Annotated in this window: 10 protein-coding genes and 2 pseudogenes; 3 read left to right on the top strand and 9 right to left on the bottom strand. The window is 42.2% G+C overall.

Annotated elements, in window-relative coordinates:
- Positions 1-103: 103 nt before the first annotated feature.
- The 3 genes and pseudogenes from H6G86_RS30870 to H6G86_RS30880 form a co-directional block, all read right to left on the bottom strand.
- Positions 104-811, bottom strand: a pseudogene (locus tag H6G86_RS30870) (hypothetical protein); the annotation flags it as partial.
- A 70-nt stretch (positions 812-881) separates the two neighbouring features.
- Positions 882-1,472 (bottom strand): DUF1517 domain-containing protein, encoded by a 591-nt coding sequence (locus H6G86_RS30875; protein WP_163926766.1) that lies wholly within the window; start codon positions 1,470-1,472, stop codon positions 882-884.
- 82 nt (positions 1,473-1,554) lie between these two features.
- Positions 1,555-3,129: a pentapeptide repeat-containing protein gene (locus H6G86_RS30880; protein ID WP_190937536.1), complete on the bottom strand. Its 1,575-nt coding sequence runs from the start codon at positions 3,127-3,129 to the stop codon at positions 1,555-1,557.
- 69 nt (positions 3,130-3,198) lie between these two features.
- On the opposite strand from H6G86_RS30880, the gene H6G86_RS30885 reads away from it, so the two are divergent.
- Entirely contained in the window at positions 3,199-4,038 is an 840-nt protein-coding gene (locus H6G86_RS30885) for a prephenate/arogenate dehydrogenase (protein WP_190937537.1), read from the top strand.
- Between the two features lie 318 nt (positions 4,039-4,356).
- Positions 4,357-4,650 carry a hypothetical protein gene (locus tag H6G86_RS30890; RefSeq protein ID WP_163926765.1) on the top strand — a complete coding sequence of 98 codons (294 nt, stop codon included), beginning with the start codon at positions 4,357-4,359 and terminating at the stop codon, positions 4,648-4,650.
- A 132-nt stretch (positions 4,651-4,782) separates the two neighbouring features.
- Here H6G86_RS30890 and H6G86_RS30895 read toward each other — a convergent pair whose 3' ends face one another.
- On the bottom strand, positions 4,783-5,295 hold the full coding sequence (locus H6G86_RS30895; RefSeq protein WP_199338491.1) for a DUF3122 domain-containing protein: 513 nt from the start codon (positions 5,293-5,295) through the stop codon (positions 4,783-4,785).
- Positions 5,296-6,060: 765 nt separating this feature from the next.
- On the opposite strand from H6G86_RS30895, the gene H6G86_RS30905 reads away from it, so the two are divergent.
- Positions 6,061-6,978, top strand: coding sequence for a polysaccharide deacetylase family protein (locus tag H6G86_RS30905; protein WP_520449201.1), 918 nt, complete (start codon positions 6,061-6,063; stop codon positions 6,976-6,978).
- 221 nt (positions 6,979-7,199) lie between these two features.
- On the opposite strand, the gene H6G86_RS30910 is transcribed toward H6G86_RS30905, so the two are convergent.
- The 5 genes and pseudogenes from H6G86_RS30910 to H6G86_RS30930 all read right to left on the bottom strand — a co-directional run bounded on the left by H6G86_RS30910 (position 7,200) and on the right by H6G86_RS30930 (position 15,713).
- The gene (locus tag H6G86_RS30910) at positions 7,200-12,596 is read right to left on the bottom strand and encodes a translocation/assembly module TamB domain-containing protein (RefSeq protein WP_190937517.1); all 5,397 of its coding nucleotides are present in this window, start codon (positions 12,594-12,596) and stop codon (positions 7,200-7,202) included.
- Between the two features lie 1,062 nt (positions 12,597-13,658).
- A complete protein-coding gene (locus tag H6G86_RS30915; protein WP_012407746.1) occupies positions 13,659-13,856 on the bottom strand; it encodes a hypothetical protein in 198 nt (65 codons plus the stop codon).
- Positions 13,857-14,285: 429 nt separating this feature from the next.
- Positions 14,286-14,546, bottom strand: a complete 261-nt coding sequence (locus tag H6G86_RS30920; RefSeq protein ID WP_190937518.1) for a hypothetical protein — start codon at positions 14,544-14,546, stop codon at positions 14,286-14,288.
- Positions 14,547-14,594: 48 nt separating this feature from the next.
- Positions 14,595-15,368 (bottom strand): annotated as a pseudogene (locus H6G86_RS30925) (IS982 family transposase); the annotation flags it as partial.
- A 174-nt stretch (positions 15,369-15,542) separates the two neighbouring features.
- On the bottom strand, positions 15,543-15,713 hold the full coding sequence (locus H6G86_RS30930; RefSeq protein ID WP_190937519.1) for a hypothetical protein: 171 nt from the start codon (positions 15,711-15,713) through the stop codon (positions 15,543-15,545).
- Between the last annotated feature and the right edge of the window lie 166 nt (positions 15,714-15,879).

The raw sequence follows: 15,879 nt of genomic DNA on the forward strand, positions 1-15,879 counted from the left end.
CAGAGAAGGGAAAATATAGTACACAGCGTATAAGATTTAACTCCAATTCTTCTGCTTAATTTTTTGTTACATACTTATAAATTTTTCCCACGGCTTACTTATTGCGTATATTTGTATTTCCAGGATATGACCTTCTAATCGTCCCTGTATTGCGGAACGCAGTCCGATTGGTCACGGCTGCGGGTGGTGCATTATAGCGACTTTGGTAGTTTTGGACTGCTTGGCCATAGCTTCCGCCATATCCACCGAAACCACTTAATCCTTGACCTGATTGATAGACAGGGGGTACATAATACTGGGGTCTAAACAACATACTACCAATTGCCTGTCCCGCCAAGCTACCAGCCACAGACCCAGCAAATGGTGCCCAGAAGCTATTTTCTCGACGGACTACAACCGTCTCTTGTTGTCCTGTTTGGGGATTGGTTTTATTCTCGGTAACGTTGTGGACGTAATCTATTTTAAAGTCTTCCGTTAGATATAAAATCGGTTGTCCTTTTTCTACCTTCAGATAGGTCTTCTTACCTTGCTTGATTTCATCATCAGTTAACCGTGCCATTTGCAAATTTTCGGTTGCAAAGGTTGGGGGATTATTGTTAAGTAAAAACAAGCTGTATTCACCAGTTGCATCGTCATAAGTAGCTTGTTGTATTTTATACTCTCCATCACTCAGCTTTGTGTTAGTAGAGCTTTGGCTAACGTTCTTAGCGGGAGGAGTAGTTTCGTTTCCCCCACCACAAGCGACAGTTGTGACACACAAACTCAGAGCTAAAAAAACGGCTGTAAATTTACGTACTATGGTCATGATCATTGGATTATTGTCCTATCTCTGAGCTTAACAATTTCTCGATGTGAGTAGTAAGTACGGACTACCCAACATATTATAAAGGAATCAATTCTGGGTAATATTGCAACAGTTGATCGCTAGTGAGTTCATCGCCTAACTGTGCTGGGGAGAAATGCACCTGGATTGCCTTTAATCTATGTTTATAATGCAAATTTATCAATGCTTTTAATCCTTCCTTAAGCGCCTGAACGTTAGAAAGATCGGTTTCTAACTCTGGTACTTCTCCTTCATAAGCTACTGTAATCATCACAATGACGTTGCGAGTTACAGGTATAGATAAAGGTTCATTCAATCCATCAGAACTGTAATCTGGTTCACTAAGATATCTTTCGGCAGAGTCAGTAAATAATTCATTAACATAATCTCCTGCCTCGCCTTCACTCCAGAATACGTCGCCTTCGTTGGCAGCAGAAAGCCAATATTCATCATATTGCAGAAGAGTTTGGCTAATTTCTACCAATCCTTCTCCCAAAACTTCTAAGTCGCCATCGGCATCAATCGCATCTCGCCCAGCGCTATTTAATACTCCCAAAATTGGCGCTACCTCGCCTCCCCCCAAGTGCAGAAATAGGCGAAAGACTACATAGCGAGTTCGACCGATCATTTTATTAAAGAGATTGCTCATTTTTCCTCCAAAATTTTGTCATTTGTTATTAGTCATTTGTCATTGGTCATTTGTCTAATTCCCTATTCCCCATTCCCAATTCCTAATGACTAATATAGTGAAATCCTTTAACGAAATCTATAACCATACTTAATGAAGGTAAGATGTATTTTGTTGCTTCATTAGATATATCATCATAAGTTGAAGCATTAAGAGCAGAGCGATTAATAAATCTTTTCCCAAAGTTGGGATGGTCATGGACAATCAATGTGTGGGCGCTAGAATTTGTTAAAACTATTTGAGTTGGGGCTTTACAAAAATTTAACTTTGTGGCTACTTCAATATTTTTTTTCGTCTGTTTAATTGTTGCCGCCTGACTCATGGCTTGCTCTAGAAGAATATTTAATTGTTTCACAATTAGGGGGGATTTTGGCAATTTTAAATCTTGATTTGCAACAATTTCACTGTTAATCATTTCCACGACACTGGAAATATTCTTTTGAGTAGATGCCGCATCTAGAAAGGGAAGAATCACAATGTAAGTAGTGGAAAATAATGCTTCATCGCTATCTATATAAAATGTGAAAACTGTTCGACGACGACCACTTTCGATGCTTGGGGGTTGTTTTAGTATCCGGTATTCCTGAGCAATTTGATAGTAAGCGCCTGCGATCGCAAAATTGGCTTCGTGTTCTAAGGCTGCATCAACAATAATGCGGATTGTGGGCGGTGTTTCGTTAAAAAAGTCTCGTGAGTCTTCGGAATGGAACTTTTGGATAATGGAGCGATCGCCGGCTGGACTAAGATCAACCCATTCACAAATCATACCTTCGGTTTTTAAACCAAACCTGGAGGTGGCGTAAAGCTTGGCTCCAGTTAATGTTGCTCCAGTTAAGTCAGCACCAATCCATTCCGCCCTAATTAATTTTGCCTGAGTTAAATCGGCGTGGATAAAAATTGTATTTGTTAAATTCGCATTGGTTAAATCTGCGCCAATTAAAGTAGCCCCGCTCAATTTTGCGCCGCTCAAGTCTGCCCACCGGAGGTTCGCCCCACTCAAATCTGCCCAACGGAGGTTCGCCCCACTCAAATCTGCTCCGCTCAAGTTGGCATGGCTAAGATTCGCTTGTCTGAGTTCAGTATCTCGCAAATTTGCACCACTCAGATCGCAACGACTGAGGTCACTAGCATTTAAGTTAGCCATCTCTAAATTTGCTCCCGTCATGGAAGCGCCTCTCAAGACGCTCTCACTCAAGTTAGCGTGGCGGAGATTCGCTTGGCGGAGTGTCGCCTCTCGCAAATCAGCACTGGTGAGGTCAGCCTCCGACAGGTCTGCGCGACTGAGGTCTGCGCGAATTAACTCAGCGCGAATCAATAAGGCTCCTTTAAGTTGAGCGCGGCTGAGATCGGCTCGAATCAAATTAGCCACATTGAGACTAGCGTTATTTAAGATGGCGTTGCATAGATTCACGCCACTGAGTCTGGCTACATTTAGCTTGGCATTGCTCAAGTTAGCTTCGCTCAGATTCGCGCCACTGAGGTTAACTATACTCAAATTAGCATCGCTCAGATTCACGCCACTGAGTTTGACCCCACTCAGATTAGCTTCCGCAAGGTCAATGCCACTAAAGTTTAAGACTCCTGCTGCGTACTTTTCTAGTAATTCCTCTACAGTCATCGATGCTACCCCTTGGATGCCAACTTTAATAGTTGGTAAAGTCATAAAAACGGAATGTCAAAATTAAAAATGAATATTGGGATTTTAGGGTTGGGATTGATCGGCGGATCTTTGGGTTTTGATTTGCGATCGCAAGGACATCATATCTTAGGAGTCAGTCGCCGTGAATCTACCTGTCAAAAGGCAGTTGCTATCGGCAGTGTTGATGAAGCATCAGTTGATCTGAGTCTGTTAGCAGCCGCAGAGGTTGTATTTATTTGTACACCTCTAGCGCTTATTGTGCCCCAATTGGAGCAAATGATCGCTCATTTGTCTACAGCTACCATCGTGACTGACGTGGGTTCAGCAAAAGCACAGATAGTCAAAGCGATTTCTCCCCTTTGGGATAATTTTATCGGCGGTCATCCAATGGCGGGAAGAACAGATAGTGGCATAGAAGCTGCACAACGGAATTTATTTGTTGATAAACCTTATGTATTAACACCGATAGCTACAACGCCAACTAATGCAATTGCGGTTGTAGAAGAAATTGTGCGATCGCTAGGAGCTAATATCTACTATTGTCAACCAGAGCAACATGACCGCGCTGTTAGTTGGATTTCCCATTTACCTGTAATGGTCAGTTCCTCATTGATTGCTGCTTGTTTGAGTGAAACTGACCCCGATGTTTTGGAACTAGCTCAAAAGTTAGCTAGTTCAGGTTTTCGGGATACCAGCCGTGTGGGTGGTGGGAATCCAGAGTTGGGCGTGATGATGGCACGGTATAATCGTGAAGCATTGCTGCGATCGCTGCAACAGTATCGTCACAATCTCGATGAATTAACTAACTTAATTGAGCAAGAAAATTGGACAGTTTTAGAGCAAAAGTTGAAATCAACAGGTAAGGCACGACCTGATTTTGTTGATTAGAATTCAGGGATCAGGAGTCAGAATGGGCTAAACCTTAGCTATCCGCTAACAGAAGTCAGAATGGGCTAAACCTTAGCTATCCGCTAACAGGAGTCGGAGATTCAGACCAATGACTGAATTCTTGCACCACCAATTTTTCTTGTTTTGTGGGTGTGCAAAAATGCCGATTATTCATCCGTTTTTTCGCTCAGAATTAATTCTGAATTCTGACTCCTGACTCCTGAATTCTGTTCGATAAAATCTTTAAAAAAATGCTACTTAACAGTTTAACAGTCACCAAACCGATGTACTATACAGATAAATTTACAAAAATCAACAATGGTAGAACGTCCAATCAAAAAATCGGAACGTCAGTCCCAAGCAAATACTGACAACAATTCCGAAAATAAGGATTCTATAACTCCTATTGAATCCAACCCCAAAAGCTCAAAACCGAGCCGTAACCGCTCGTCTGACAAAGGGAAAAAAGCATCCTACGGAGATGAAAACAGGCAGCAGGGGAATCCTGCTCTAGCGCGTGGCCCAAAACCCGTTAAACCTCCAGTCGCCAAAGTCCAAACAGAAGAACTTGAAACCGAATCGGAAACTATCTCTGAGGAGTCTCAAGACTAACATTACTCCTGCGTGTGATATGGGAGGCTTTAACTCGTCGTTATAAGTATATGAAGACAGGATTTCTGCCTCCGCAGGCAGTAATTATGCCCCCCATCACCATTTGGTTATTTTTATATTGAAATGCTTTTACTAATCAATTTCTGTAACTAGCCATTGCCACTCAGTGAGTACAGTGTTGGATATATTGAGAACCAATTGCTGTCCATTAGAGAGAGGCACATAGACTTTGAGTGCATCAGTTGTTGGCAACTTCGTTAAGATATCAGTTAAGTTATATTCCCCCACATTGGGGACGGGTGCAGTTAAAGCATAAGCATCCGATGCACTAAGTAATTTTCCGGCTACTGTCTCAATCAATAATGGTTGGGGGTGAGCAATTTCAACGACACCCGGAAAAGCAACTAAGCGTAACCGTAAATCTTTTACTGCACTGGTGTAATTCTGTTTGAACAGCAGTACTTGCCAAGCATATCCTTTTTCATCTTTGATAGATACTTGTGAGTGGTAGCGTAAGATACCGGGAGAATCATGATGTTGACGCAACAGTGCTTGCGCTGACTCCACACCCCATCCACATCCAGTTAATGTTAAAAACACTATTAAGGCACAACGCCAAAAATATTGTTGAAATTTTCGCTTCATCTAACATATTTTACCGCAGAATTCAGAAGCAGAGCCGGGAAAGCTTCACCAAGATGTCAGAATTAACTGTCAAACCAACAATTTTAGTCTAAAGGCTGCGTTGTATGCTGGGATAAATAGCAATACTTGTCGGTTAAGGGGAAAAGGGGAAGGGGAAAGGGAAAAGAAAAAACCTTTAACCTTTACCCTTTAACCTTTTCCCCAAACCCAATTCCGAGTTAAAAATGCTTTACCCGAGCAGTATTGGGATAAATAGCGATGTCTACGATGGCCTATGCTTAAGCATCATTTGGCTAACTTTCTTAATTAGCAGTGGATTATCAGATTTAGCTGGTGTGTGCGAAGTCTCGGCCCTATTGGTCAACTCCGCCCTAGCATTTCTCATGGTCATGGTTATACTGCCATCATTGCAGCTTTTATTGGTTGGTTAAACCCATCAGGTATTATTTTATCCAGTCTTCTTATGGCACTTTTGTAAGTAGGCAGCAAATTAGTGCAGATTAAATTAAGACTTCCTTTAGCTTTAGCTAGGATGTTTTAAGGTATTTTATTCTTTTTCTTTTAGCAGTAGATATATTAATTTACAACCGAGTACGAGTGATATAAGTGGTGAGTAGGGGAATAGGGAGAGAATTCGTAACTCCTAATTTTTCCCACAGCACTCCTCACGGGCTAAACCTTAGCTATCCGCTAACGGAACTGTTTTGCCCCATGCCCAATGCCCAATGCCCCATGCCCAATCCCAAATATTTAAGGAGATTTAATGTGTCTAATCGTAAATTATCGCCGTTCCTAAAGGTAATAACTATTGCATTGATTGCTGGTATAAGTAGTGTGGGTATCAGTCTGCTTGCAGGCACAACTAAACTTGACCGTCTGTTGGGAATTCAAAAGCCAAAAGGTGAGAGTGCTAAAACGAGTTTAGGTAGGGCAATGAGTGCAGATGCACACTCTATCACTCCGGCTACAGACCAGATGAATGAAGTACCAAAGCCTTTTCAGGGAACAATTGTTTATCAAGCAAAACTAAAAGCAAATGAGAAAGTCATCGCCCTAACTTTTGATGATGGCCCTGGCCCAAAAAATACGGCACAGATTTTAGAAATTTTGAAGAAAAATAATATTAAGGCAACATTCTTCATGGTTGGAGAAATGGTGAAATATTTTCCCCAGATTGCCAAGCAAGTGGCTGCTGATGGTCATGTAATTGCTAATCATACATGGCATCACTGGTATTTTCGAATGGATGAAGCGACTGCGGCTAGTGAAATTGACCGCACAGCAGATATTATTTATAAGACGACTGGAGAGAAAACGACTCTGTTTCGTCCCCCTGGCGGCTTTCTGAATAATGGACTAGCCAAATATGCTAGAAACGAGAAGTACGCTGTCATGATGTGGTCAGAACAGTCGGGAGATGCTGAACGTCATTCGCCTCAAGTGCCAATGCTGGTTAAAAATGTGCTGAAATATGCAAAGCCAGGTGCGATCGTACTTTTGCACGATGGAGGCGGTAATCGTTCTAAATCTGTCAAAGCTTTACCAGAAATGATCGCAGGTTTGAAGGCTCAAGGCTATCGATTTGTAACAATTCCCCAATTGCTGGAAATGCAAGCCCAAGAAGAAAGTGCAGTAACGGCAGTATCATCTGTAGTCACAAATCCTGAACATCCAGACCATTAGTTTAATCATTAGTGACACACTAAACTATTGGGCAACAATGTTATTGTATCGGCTAGCAATACCATTGCATCGACTGGCAATACCATTGCATCGACTGGCAATGCTATTGTATCGGTCTACATTAACATTGCATCGACTGACAATGCTATTGTATCGGTCTGCATTAACATTGCATCGACTGGCAATGCCATTGTATTGGTCTGCATTAACATTGCAGCAATCTAAAATCGAGTTTCATACTGAACTTGGAATAGATTCTCATCCCCTAAATTAGTTGAGCCTCGCATCAAAATTTCATCATTGAGTCGATAAAGGACGTTATAACGGAAAGACTCATCGCTAGAAAGAGGGCGTGATAAAGAAGCAGAGAAATTTCTATTAATATTAAACACACCTTCTGCTGATAAATTCAGAACTGAAGCTGTCTTTGTTTCATTACTAGTAGTAGGGGTAGGAAATATCCGAAATTCACTGAAACCAACAGCCTGACCGATCGCAGTAATAGTTCCTTGTAAACCACCTAAAATGGTAGAACTAGCGAAATTAGTCAGCCCTTGCCCTGCATCTGCTTGACCGAAAGAACCAAGAATCGAGCCTCCCAGCAAAGCAACTATTTCTCCTTTACTACGGCTAGGTTCACTTGTCAGTTCCAGATTGTCGCCCAATTCACTAGCTGGCCCGTCCACTCTTGCTTGAACGCGAACGGTACGTAAAGTACCGAAGTTAGTCGCAGAAACATCGCTGATTTCAGCAGACAATGGTGATTCCAAAATTCGGCTGTTCGTTGCTGATGCTTCCGGTACAATCGCCGTAAGCCGAACATCCAAAGTAGGGTCAAGTCCTTGACTTGGAGTAAACCGCGCAGTGTGTTCGTAGCCTCGCGCCAAAGCAAACTCAGTAGAAAATAAGCTCAGTCGTCCTCCTGTCAAACGAATTACTCCTTCGGGGAGTGGCTTGGCTAATGTACCATTGATGGTCAAGTCGCCTTTGGCCTCAAAGTTCAGTAGGGGCTGACTTAATGCGGCTCCTCCTGGTACAAAGCTTAGTAGCGGCTCAGTGGTAACATGAATATTCTTGTCTAGACTCAACTTTAAATCTGCAAACTGTACAGGTAAATTAGGTGGAGTTGTTGTACTAGTGCTACTATCTGTTGTTGCAGTTACTGGGCTAGCGTTATTCTCTGGTGTAGTCACTGCGTTAGCGCTACTTTGGGCTGTAGGTATAGCATTAGCGTTAACCTGTTCTCTATTTAGATTTATGACGTTAGTGTTAGCTTCTGTTGTAGCGGCTGGTTTTGCTTTAGCAGTATTTCCAATAATTACTTGACCATCACTCAGCTTAATATCTCCACCAATTACAGGTTTTAGGGCTGTTCCGCGAATTACAACATCGCCGCCAACACCGCCTTCATACAATCCTGCAAGCTTAAAGTTGAGTTTGTCTGCTATTGATATTGTCAAAGGATTCGCTGCACCTGGCTGAGGATTGAGAATTGGCAGGATGCCTGATGCAGTTATTTCCCCTTTATTGTAAAGAGCTTGAATGTTGTTAACACTCACCGTATTGCCATTAAATTGTGCTGTCCCTGTCACATTCGTTAGGGGATCAGATAAAGCTTGAGCGCGAACAGTTGCATTGTTAATTGTGGCGTTTCCATTGATAATTGGTTCGTTTAAAGTACCCTGAACATTTAAATCTACTTTTCCTTGACCGTCTACCCAAGTTACTTGATTATTGGTAAACAGATTTAACAGTGTCAATCCTTCATTGTTCACATCGGCGTTGATGCTGATTTGATTGCTATCTGGTTGCACCTCGGCAAATGGTAACGGCGCAGGTACGCTACCTGTAACTGTAACTGGTTGTGTTCCTGTCACTAATAAGGTACTGTCGAAATTCAAACGAGCTTTCTTGTAGTCAAAGTTCACCTGTCCGCTTTGCACAAGTTGCTGGTTGAGAGTCGCATTCGCCAGTGTCACATTCCCTTGCGCTCTGGGATCTTGTAAACTACCTCCTAATGTGGCATCAGCATTTACATTACCAGTGATATCTATGGGATATTTTTCTATAAAAGGTTGTAAAAGTGATAAAGGTAGACTTGCTACATTCAATTTTCCAGATAGTTGCTCTGTTCCTAACTGTCCCGAAAATGCCACCAGTCCTTGATTGATTCCCACACTCAAGGGCGAAAGTGTGACGATTCCATCGGCAAAATTGCCTTGAGCAACGACTTGATTAATGGAATATTCACCCCATTTCCAGTTAGCACCTTGGAAATTAAAGCCGACATTCAACCCAGATTTTAATGAGCCATTAGCTGTAATTCCTCCACTCAAAGCACCCGTTAATTCTGCAAGGGTGGGTAAAGATAAGTCTCTTTTTGTCTCTACTTGCTGTTGTTTTGCTATGGATGCCGCAATATTAGAGAAATATGCTAACTGTGTTTTCAAATCTGCATTAGGCAAACTGATAGGTTTGGTATCAAGTACCTCTGCTCCAGCCAAGGTTGGAGGCTGCAATCCGGTGCCAAGGTCTTGAAAGTCGAAGATATTGAATGCTTGTAAAAGTCTCTCGATTCTGGCTTGGTCTAAGTTAGCTTGGAATTGAAATTGCGGGTCATTCCCTGTTTTCACATTTCCACTTAAGGCGATGTTGCTATCTCCAATCCGCAATAGACCATTAGCCAAGCTAGCAGTACCATCAGCATAATTGATGCTGCCGCGAAATTCGTCTGCTGCAACTCTGGCAACGCGAGGCCCTGCGATCGCAATGTCTCCCGCAACTGCATAATTATTAAGATTGACAACTAAATTTCCCGATAATTGCCCCCCTAAAGGTTTCAATTGATTGTTAGGTAAAAAGCCCCCAATCAAAGCTATAGGAAACTGTTGGGCGTTGATGAGTAAGTTATCTCCCTCGGTTCTACCCGTGGTGAGTGCGCCATCCTGCCGAACTAAAAATGAGGTTGGACGATAATTTGCACTCAAGTTAAGCGCAATTATGTCTTGCTTCCCAGCTAATCGCAGACTTCCTCCCTGTCCCCCTTGAAAATTCACGTTTCCAGTTAAAAGCGGGTCAAATGCCAAGTTACTAACCTGGAAATTCCGTAACCGGATGTTGCCGTTAGCTTGGGAAACATCTGGAGTGCCTGTAACTCTTCCATTAAAATCAAGTACCCCCGCTAACGCTACGTCTCCAGGAACTTGAAAACCAGTATTTTTTAAGTTGAAATTCTGTGCCAGTACATTTAAATCAAATCCCGCAATTTGGGGTGAGCCTGTTGGTGGAGACTGAATTGCGATCGCACCATTAGCACTCAATCCTGGGGTACTTGCGTTTTCAACTATAATCTGCTTTCCATTCCACTGAAATTGAGCTGTTAGCGGTTTTGCCAGTAGCGCTACTCCTTGGGAAAGGCGGATTTGTCCGGCGGCGCGAATATCTGCAAGCTGGAAAGATTCTGTTGTCCCTGCTAACTGAAGATTGCTATTAAGCCGTCCTCGCAGTTGTGGTGAGAAACGATTGAGTTGAATTTGAGAAGTTTTGACAGCTGCTTGCCAGCGTTGTTGTGCAAGTTGACCTTTCGCCCTAATTGTCCCACCTGCGACGTTCAACACGGCATCTGGAAAGACGATATTCTCTCCTTGTTTGGTAACAACAACCCTGCCAGTAGTGGGATAGGTGGCTTTCGGCGCTTGCACCCGCGCGACTGCTTGCAGGTTGCTCAGAGTGCCGGAAATATCGGCATTTGCGGATACATTCCCAATGGTGATGCTGGGTGAGGATTTATATGCTTGTGCGATCGCATCTCCTGGTAAATTTTGGGCTTGGACATTCAACGCCACCCTACCTTGGGGTGCAAGCTGAAGTTGACCACTAGCGATTACTTGCCCTCCCACCTCTGGATTTGCTTGAACGCGAGCAACATTGACGTTTAAGGGTGTACCTAGCGATCCAGAAACTTTAGCGTTCGCAGATATACCACCGAGATTCAGGGGAGTTGAAATATTGTAACCTTGAGCGATCGCATTTCCTGGTAAACCTTGAGCTTGAATACCTATATTTACTTGACCTTGGGGAGCGAGTTGAATTTGACCACTGGCTGTAATTTGCCCCCCTGTTGGCGGCGTTACCTGAACACTGGAAACATCAAGGTTCAAAGGCTGTTTGCCAAGTGGGCCGGAGACTTCTGCTTTTGCTGAGACATTTCCAACTGCGATCGGTAAACTAACGCCATAGTCACGCGCTAATATATCCCCGGATACTCCGTCAACTTGAGCATTAAATCTTACGTCACTTTTGGCTCCCAAATTAGCTTGACCGCCTCCTGTGATTTGACCACCGGCTGCGGGGACTATTTTCAAATTAGAGACAGCAAGTTGAGATGCCATTTGAGAAACATTCAAGCGGAAATCAGTATTGACAGCTTTGAAGAGAACGCGGTCAACTTGAATAGGTTTTGTGTTGCTTACTGTACCGCTAACAACTGGTTTTTGAAGTGCGCCTAACACCTGAATATTTGCTTGAATTTCGCCACTAGCTGGGACTGACGAATTTACATTCAATGTATCTAAAATATTTTTAGCACTAACTGGTTTTATCTGGGCAGAGACATTAAAACCAGTTTGACTATTAATTGTTCCATTAGCCAGAATGGGAACTTTGCCAAAGTTCGTACTCAAATTTTCTAAAGCAACTGTCTGACCTTGAAATGAAAATCTTCCATTAAAATTAGAAACTTGCTGAGGGATATTTTTAATTTTGGCAGTGATTTGATTAGCAGTAGCCGTTCCTGTAATTGCTATGTCTGACAGTTTGGGTGGAATCTGAACTGCTAAGTCAGCATTTAAATACCCTGCTTGCAAGGCAATTGGTAACTCAATTAATCGACTTATATCAGAGGCTTGTAAATTTTGTGCTTGCAGCTTGAGATTAGTTTGTTGAGCCTTTAGTTGTGTCTCACCAGAGATTTTTACTCCACCTCCCCTGGCGAGTTGAGCATTGATGTCATAACCAATCCTTTGATTTTGATCAAAAAATCGGGCAACACCACCAACTTGATTTAATATTACTGAACCTTTCGGTCTAGTTGGTGCGGCGAACGGCATCAACTCCACATTTCCATCTTGAATTTGAAGTGTTTGCAACTCTGTTTGAATAGCACCTTTTCCTTCCCCAGCCTTCACTTGGGCTGTAACCCAACGACCATCTCGATCCTGTTGTATGTAGACATTGGGCTGAACTAAGGTTACATTTAATACCAGTTTTCGAGTTAAGAGAACTTGCAAGGGCGAAAACTGCACATCCAAGGCTTTTGCTACCACCTGGTCTGCATCGGTGGTAGTTGCTGGTATGGATAAAGAGCTAAATCTCAAACTAGAGAGCGAAAAACGTTCAACTTTTCCTACTTTTATTGGTCGCCCAAGCAATTGTTCGAGATTTTGCTGTACTAATGGCGCTAAATCTTTATATACATAGCTTCTAGCCCACCAAACACCGACTGCAATTCCAACCAGCAAAACGACACCGAGAGCTAAACTGGTACGTCCCAAGAGGAGGAGCCATAAACGAGGATTAGATGGTTCCTGATTATTTTTTGAATTTGGAGAGCGCGTCATTATCGTTACTAGTACCAGTACTTTTTTCTGGAGTGAGCCGAGAGACAGGCTAGCCGCAGTTGTATCAGCAAGTTACAAGCTATGGTTTCATAATATGAAGACTTATGCAAGAACTTTGCGGTAAGCTGCTTATATTCTCCACGGGAAGCTGCCCCAACGATACGCTTTGTAAATATTTCATGTTATTCCATAATCTTGCATAATTTCTGAATATTTTATCGTCTTCAAATTTATAAACTTCGCTGGACTTATAAGGATTATTTAGAACTTACTTGTTAAAATTTTAGGACTTACGCGATAACTCTCTGAAACTCTCATTCCTTTGTGTCCTTTGCGCCTTCTCTAACGAGACGCTGCGCGAATGCGGTTCGTTTTTCCATTATTTTGCGTAAGTCGTGAATTTATATTTTTAGACAGGTTTTATTGGCTGAAGTATTATTCATAAATCAGGTAATATTTGAATATTAAATTACTTTGTGATAACTCCTGTATATACAACCCTGGTTAGAAAATAGACTTTTGTATAATCTAACTTAGTATAGATGACAAGAAGTAATATAGAGTTGAATGAAGTTCCTGAAGCTAGATTTAGATTCCTCGTTCTTGAAGAATTCGGTCATCTGACTAGTAATTGTTACTCATCAACTAATACTTATTTTTATGTATAGTGAATTAGGCTGAATCTATTTAGAAAAATTATGGATTACAGCTTAAACATAGTGGGTTGAGAAAAAATCAGCTTATTTTTAATTTAGAAAAGACAACTTAGGTTTGATTAATGCACCCAGATGTAAAGAAAATGAGGCATCTATTTTTATTCAGTAATAGGATGCGAATGTCTACGACACACTACGTGAACGCACTTAACAAAATCAGATAGCTTTATCCGGTAATTTATTAAGTAAAAGTTGAGATTCCGGCGGTGCTACTACGCATCAACGCGCCGGAAGTATATCAAGACAAACTGCTTACTCTTAGACAGCAACCATTTACTAACAAGATTATTGACTTATCTAAAAATTTAGAAACCTGAGCTTTTAGATTACTCCATCGCCAACCCGATCATTGTTCGCTTGAATCATCAATCATTTCTGGTACTAAAGCTGGGTTACTCTTGCGTTCTTCTGGCGATTGCTCCCGAATAACATCGTCAATTCTCGCAGGGTGTTTGATTTTGTCCAGTAGCTCTGGACTTAGTTGCGACGGTTCACCTTCTGGATTCGATTTTTCCGCTTGACTAGGAACTGTTTCCTTATTCATCACTATTTCCCAAAACTTATATGCCAAGCTTAAGTCCTTCTGTGGTGAGGCATACACTATCTTGAGACTTATTTCACGCAGTGGTAGGTAACAAGTTCTGTTAATCTTTGGGTTGCCGATTGTCTAAAACTCCATGAGTTTAGCAGCGATCGCGTGCCTTGTGTACTCAAAGAAATTCAGCTACATTAAGTCCATAGGAAAGCAGCTTAATGGTGCAGAAAAGTCCTGAATGTTTGATATATGGGGAATTTTACTGAGACAAGGATGACAAAGAGGGGGACGAAATGGGATGCTCAAGTTTCCACACAAAAAACTACCCCATGTCAGTCCCCCATCTTTATCGTCAACTGCTTGTCTCTTGTAAGTCAATGGATTCATCCCCAAGACTAAAGACATCTACAAGTGTTTTGTGAGAATGTGGCCGCAATTTTACAAGCTCAAAGTTGATGAAGTTATCTTCTGTAATTCCTGTAGATAAATAGCAGTTTCTTGTTCTTCCTGTCGTGGTAAACGAATATCGACACTTTCTGGTGGTGGTTCAAGTACCCATTGTTTGAGGAATTGGGGGTTTTGCCCACTCATGGGTAAGGGAACACAATAAAATCCTTGATTTGCTGCTATGTTGGCACGGGTTGCAATAGAACCTGCTTTACAATCAGCGATGAAGACAAAATTTTTGTGCCCAATCACTTTTACTATTTTTTCCCAAGTGGGGAAATACAATACGCCTTATGTGAATTAAAGGAGAGGATGTTGCTCAAAAGTAAGGACATCAATACCAAAAAGCTGACGCAGAAAAAGACGTAGAGTATGACTGGTGATTTTAGCGGCAACATGGACGCACAGAGCATCAACTTTCTTTCTCAGCAGACGTTCCAAATTACGTCCGGTATTTTGTACCTCGTTAAATACGCCTTCGACACGTTCTCGCAAGCTATTTAATAAACCCTCAAAAGCTTTTGGTTGTTGTTGTAATTGGTTAGCTCGATAGGGGGTGAAAATCTGATTACCTGTAGTTTTGGAGATATCGCTCTGCCATTGGCCAGCAATGAATCCTTTGTCAGCCAAGATACGACAACCACGAACGCAGCCTAAAACTGATTCGGCGGCGAGACGTTCATCAGTACTGGCAGGCACTAAAGAGTAAACTAAGGGTATACCGTTGAGAGTACTGATGAGTACCAATTTGTAACCAAAGTAGTTCATTTTCCAACTGGCACACCACCCATAATCAGCACTGCCTGTAAAATCACTTCTGAGCTTATCTCGCTTGTAACCCACTACTGGTAATGGTTTTGTATGCAACAGTAGGGTACGCTCAAAGATGGCTCCCAACTCCACGACCCAGAAACGTCTTAATTCTTCCAGCATTCCTTCCAAACGTCTGGCTCGTCGGTTGAACTGGCTTTGATCTAACAGTTTTGGGAAGAGGCTCAAATAGTTGGTCCGCATAAACCCTAAAAACTGTTGTTCTCCTGGGTATGGGAAAAAATCCATTGCTAGCAATAACGAATGTCACGCTTGTTAATCGTAAAGCCCTGATATAACTTGCTTTTTGAGTGTGGGGAGTGTGGGGAGAAAGAGGAGAAATTGAATAACTGCATATCAACGAACGCTGCATTGCCTTCCACACCTCCCACCCTTCTCTGTCCTCCCACACCTCCCACACCCTGCCCTGACCAGGTTTCAGCTTTTCAAGCGTGCCATTCTTACCAATAACGTTAACATTTCACTATCTGTGAATCTTGGTGATGGCCCTGGCAATAACGGTACATAACGAAAGCCTTTTTGCTGATACCAGTCATCTACCAGCACAAAAATTGTTGTCAACAGGGTTGAACCGTCTACCATATTCATTGGGAGACCTCAAGCTTGGGTGTCGTTACCTTTATCTTGGGGTTTCCCCTTCTTTTTTGCTGTTTACTGCAAGTAATCATCAACCTAGCTGGATGCCTAAGCCAGGAAGTCACCCTCCTGACTTAGGCATCCAGCTAGATTTACGGATATTTGCAACTTCCACTCA

The sequence above is a fragment of the Nostoc sp. FACHB-133 genome (assembly GCF_014698055.1).
In the GTDB taxonomy this organism is placed as follows: Bacteria; Cyanobacteriota; Cyanobacteriia; order Cyanobacteriales; family Nostocaceae; genus Nostoc.

What these genes read in the sequence shown, in the direction of transcription:
- H6G86_RS30875 (WP_163926766.1), bottom strand. Translation starts at nt 1,472, where the DNA reads ATGAGCAATCTCTTTAATAAAATGATCGGTCGAACTCGCTATGTAGTC.
- H6G86_RS30880 (WP_190937536.1), bottom strand. Translation starts at nt 3,129, where the DNA reads ATGACTGTAGAGGAATTACTAGAAAAGTACGCAGCAGGAGTCTTAAAC.
- H6G86_RS30885 (WP_190937537.1), top strand. Translation starts at nt 3,199, where the DNA reads ATGAATATTGGGATTTTAGGGTTGGGATTGATCGGCGGATCTTTGGGT.
- H6G86_RS30890 (WP_163926765.1), top strand. Translation starts at nt 4,357, where the DNA reads ATGGTAGAACGTCCAATCAAAAAATCGGAACGTCAGTCCCAAGCAAAT.
- H6G86_RS30895 (WP_199338491.1), bottom strand. Translation starts at nt 5,295, where the DNA reads ATGAAGCGAAAATTTCAACAATATTTTTGGCGTTGTGCCTTAATAGTG.
- H6G86_RS30910 (WP_190937517.1), bottom strand. Translation starts at nt 12,596, where the DNA reads ATGACGCGCTCTCCAAATTCAAAAAATAATCAGGAACCATCTAATCCT.
- H6G86_RS30915 (WP_012407746.1), bottom strand. Translation starts at nt 13,856, where the DNA reads ATGAATAAGGAAACAGTTCCTAGTCAAGCGGAAAAATCGAATCCAGAA.
- H6G86_RS30930 (WP_190937519.1), bottom strand. Translation starts at nt 15,713, where the DNA reads ATGAATATGGTAGACGGTTCAACCCTGTTGACAACAATTTTTGTGCTG.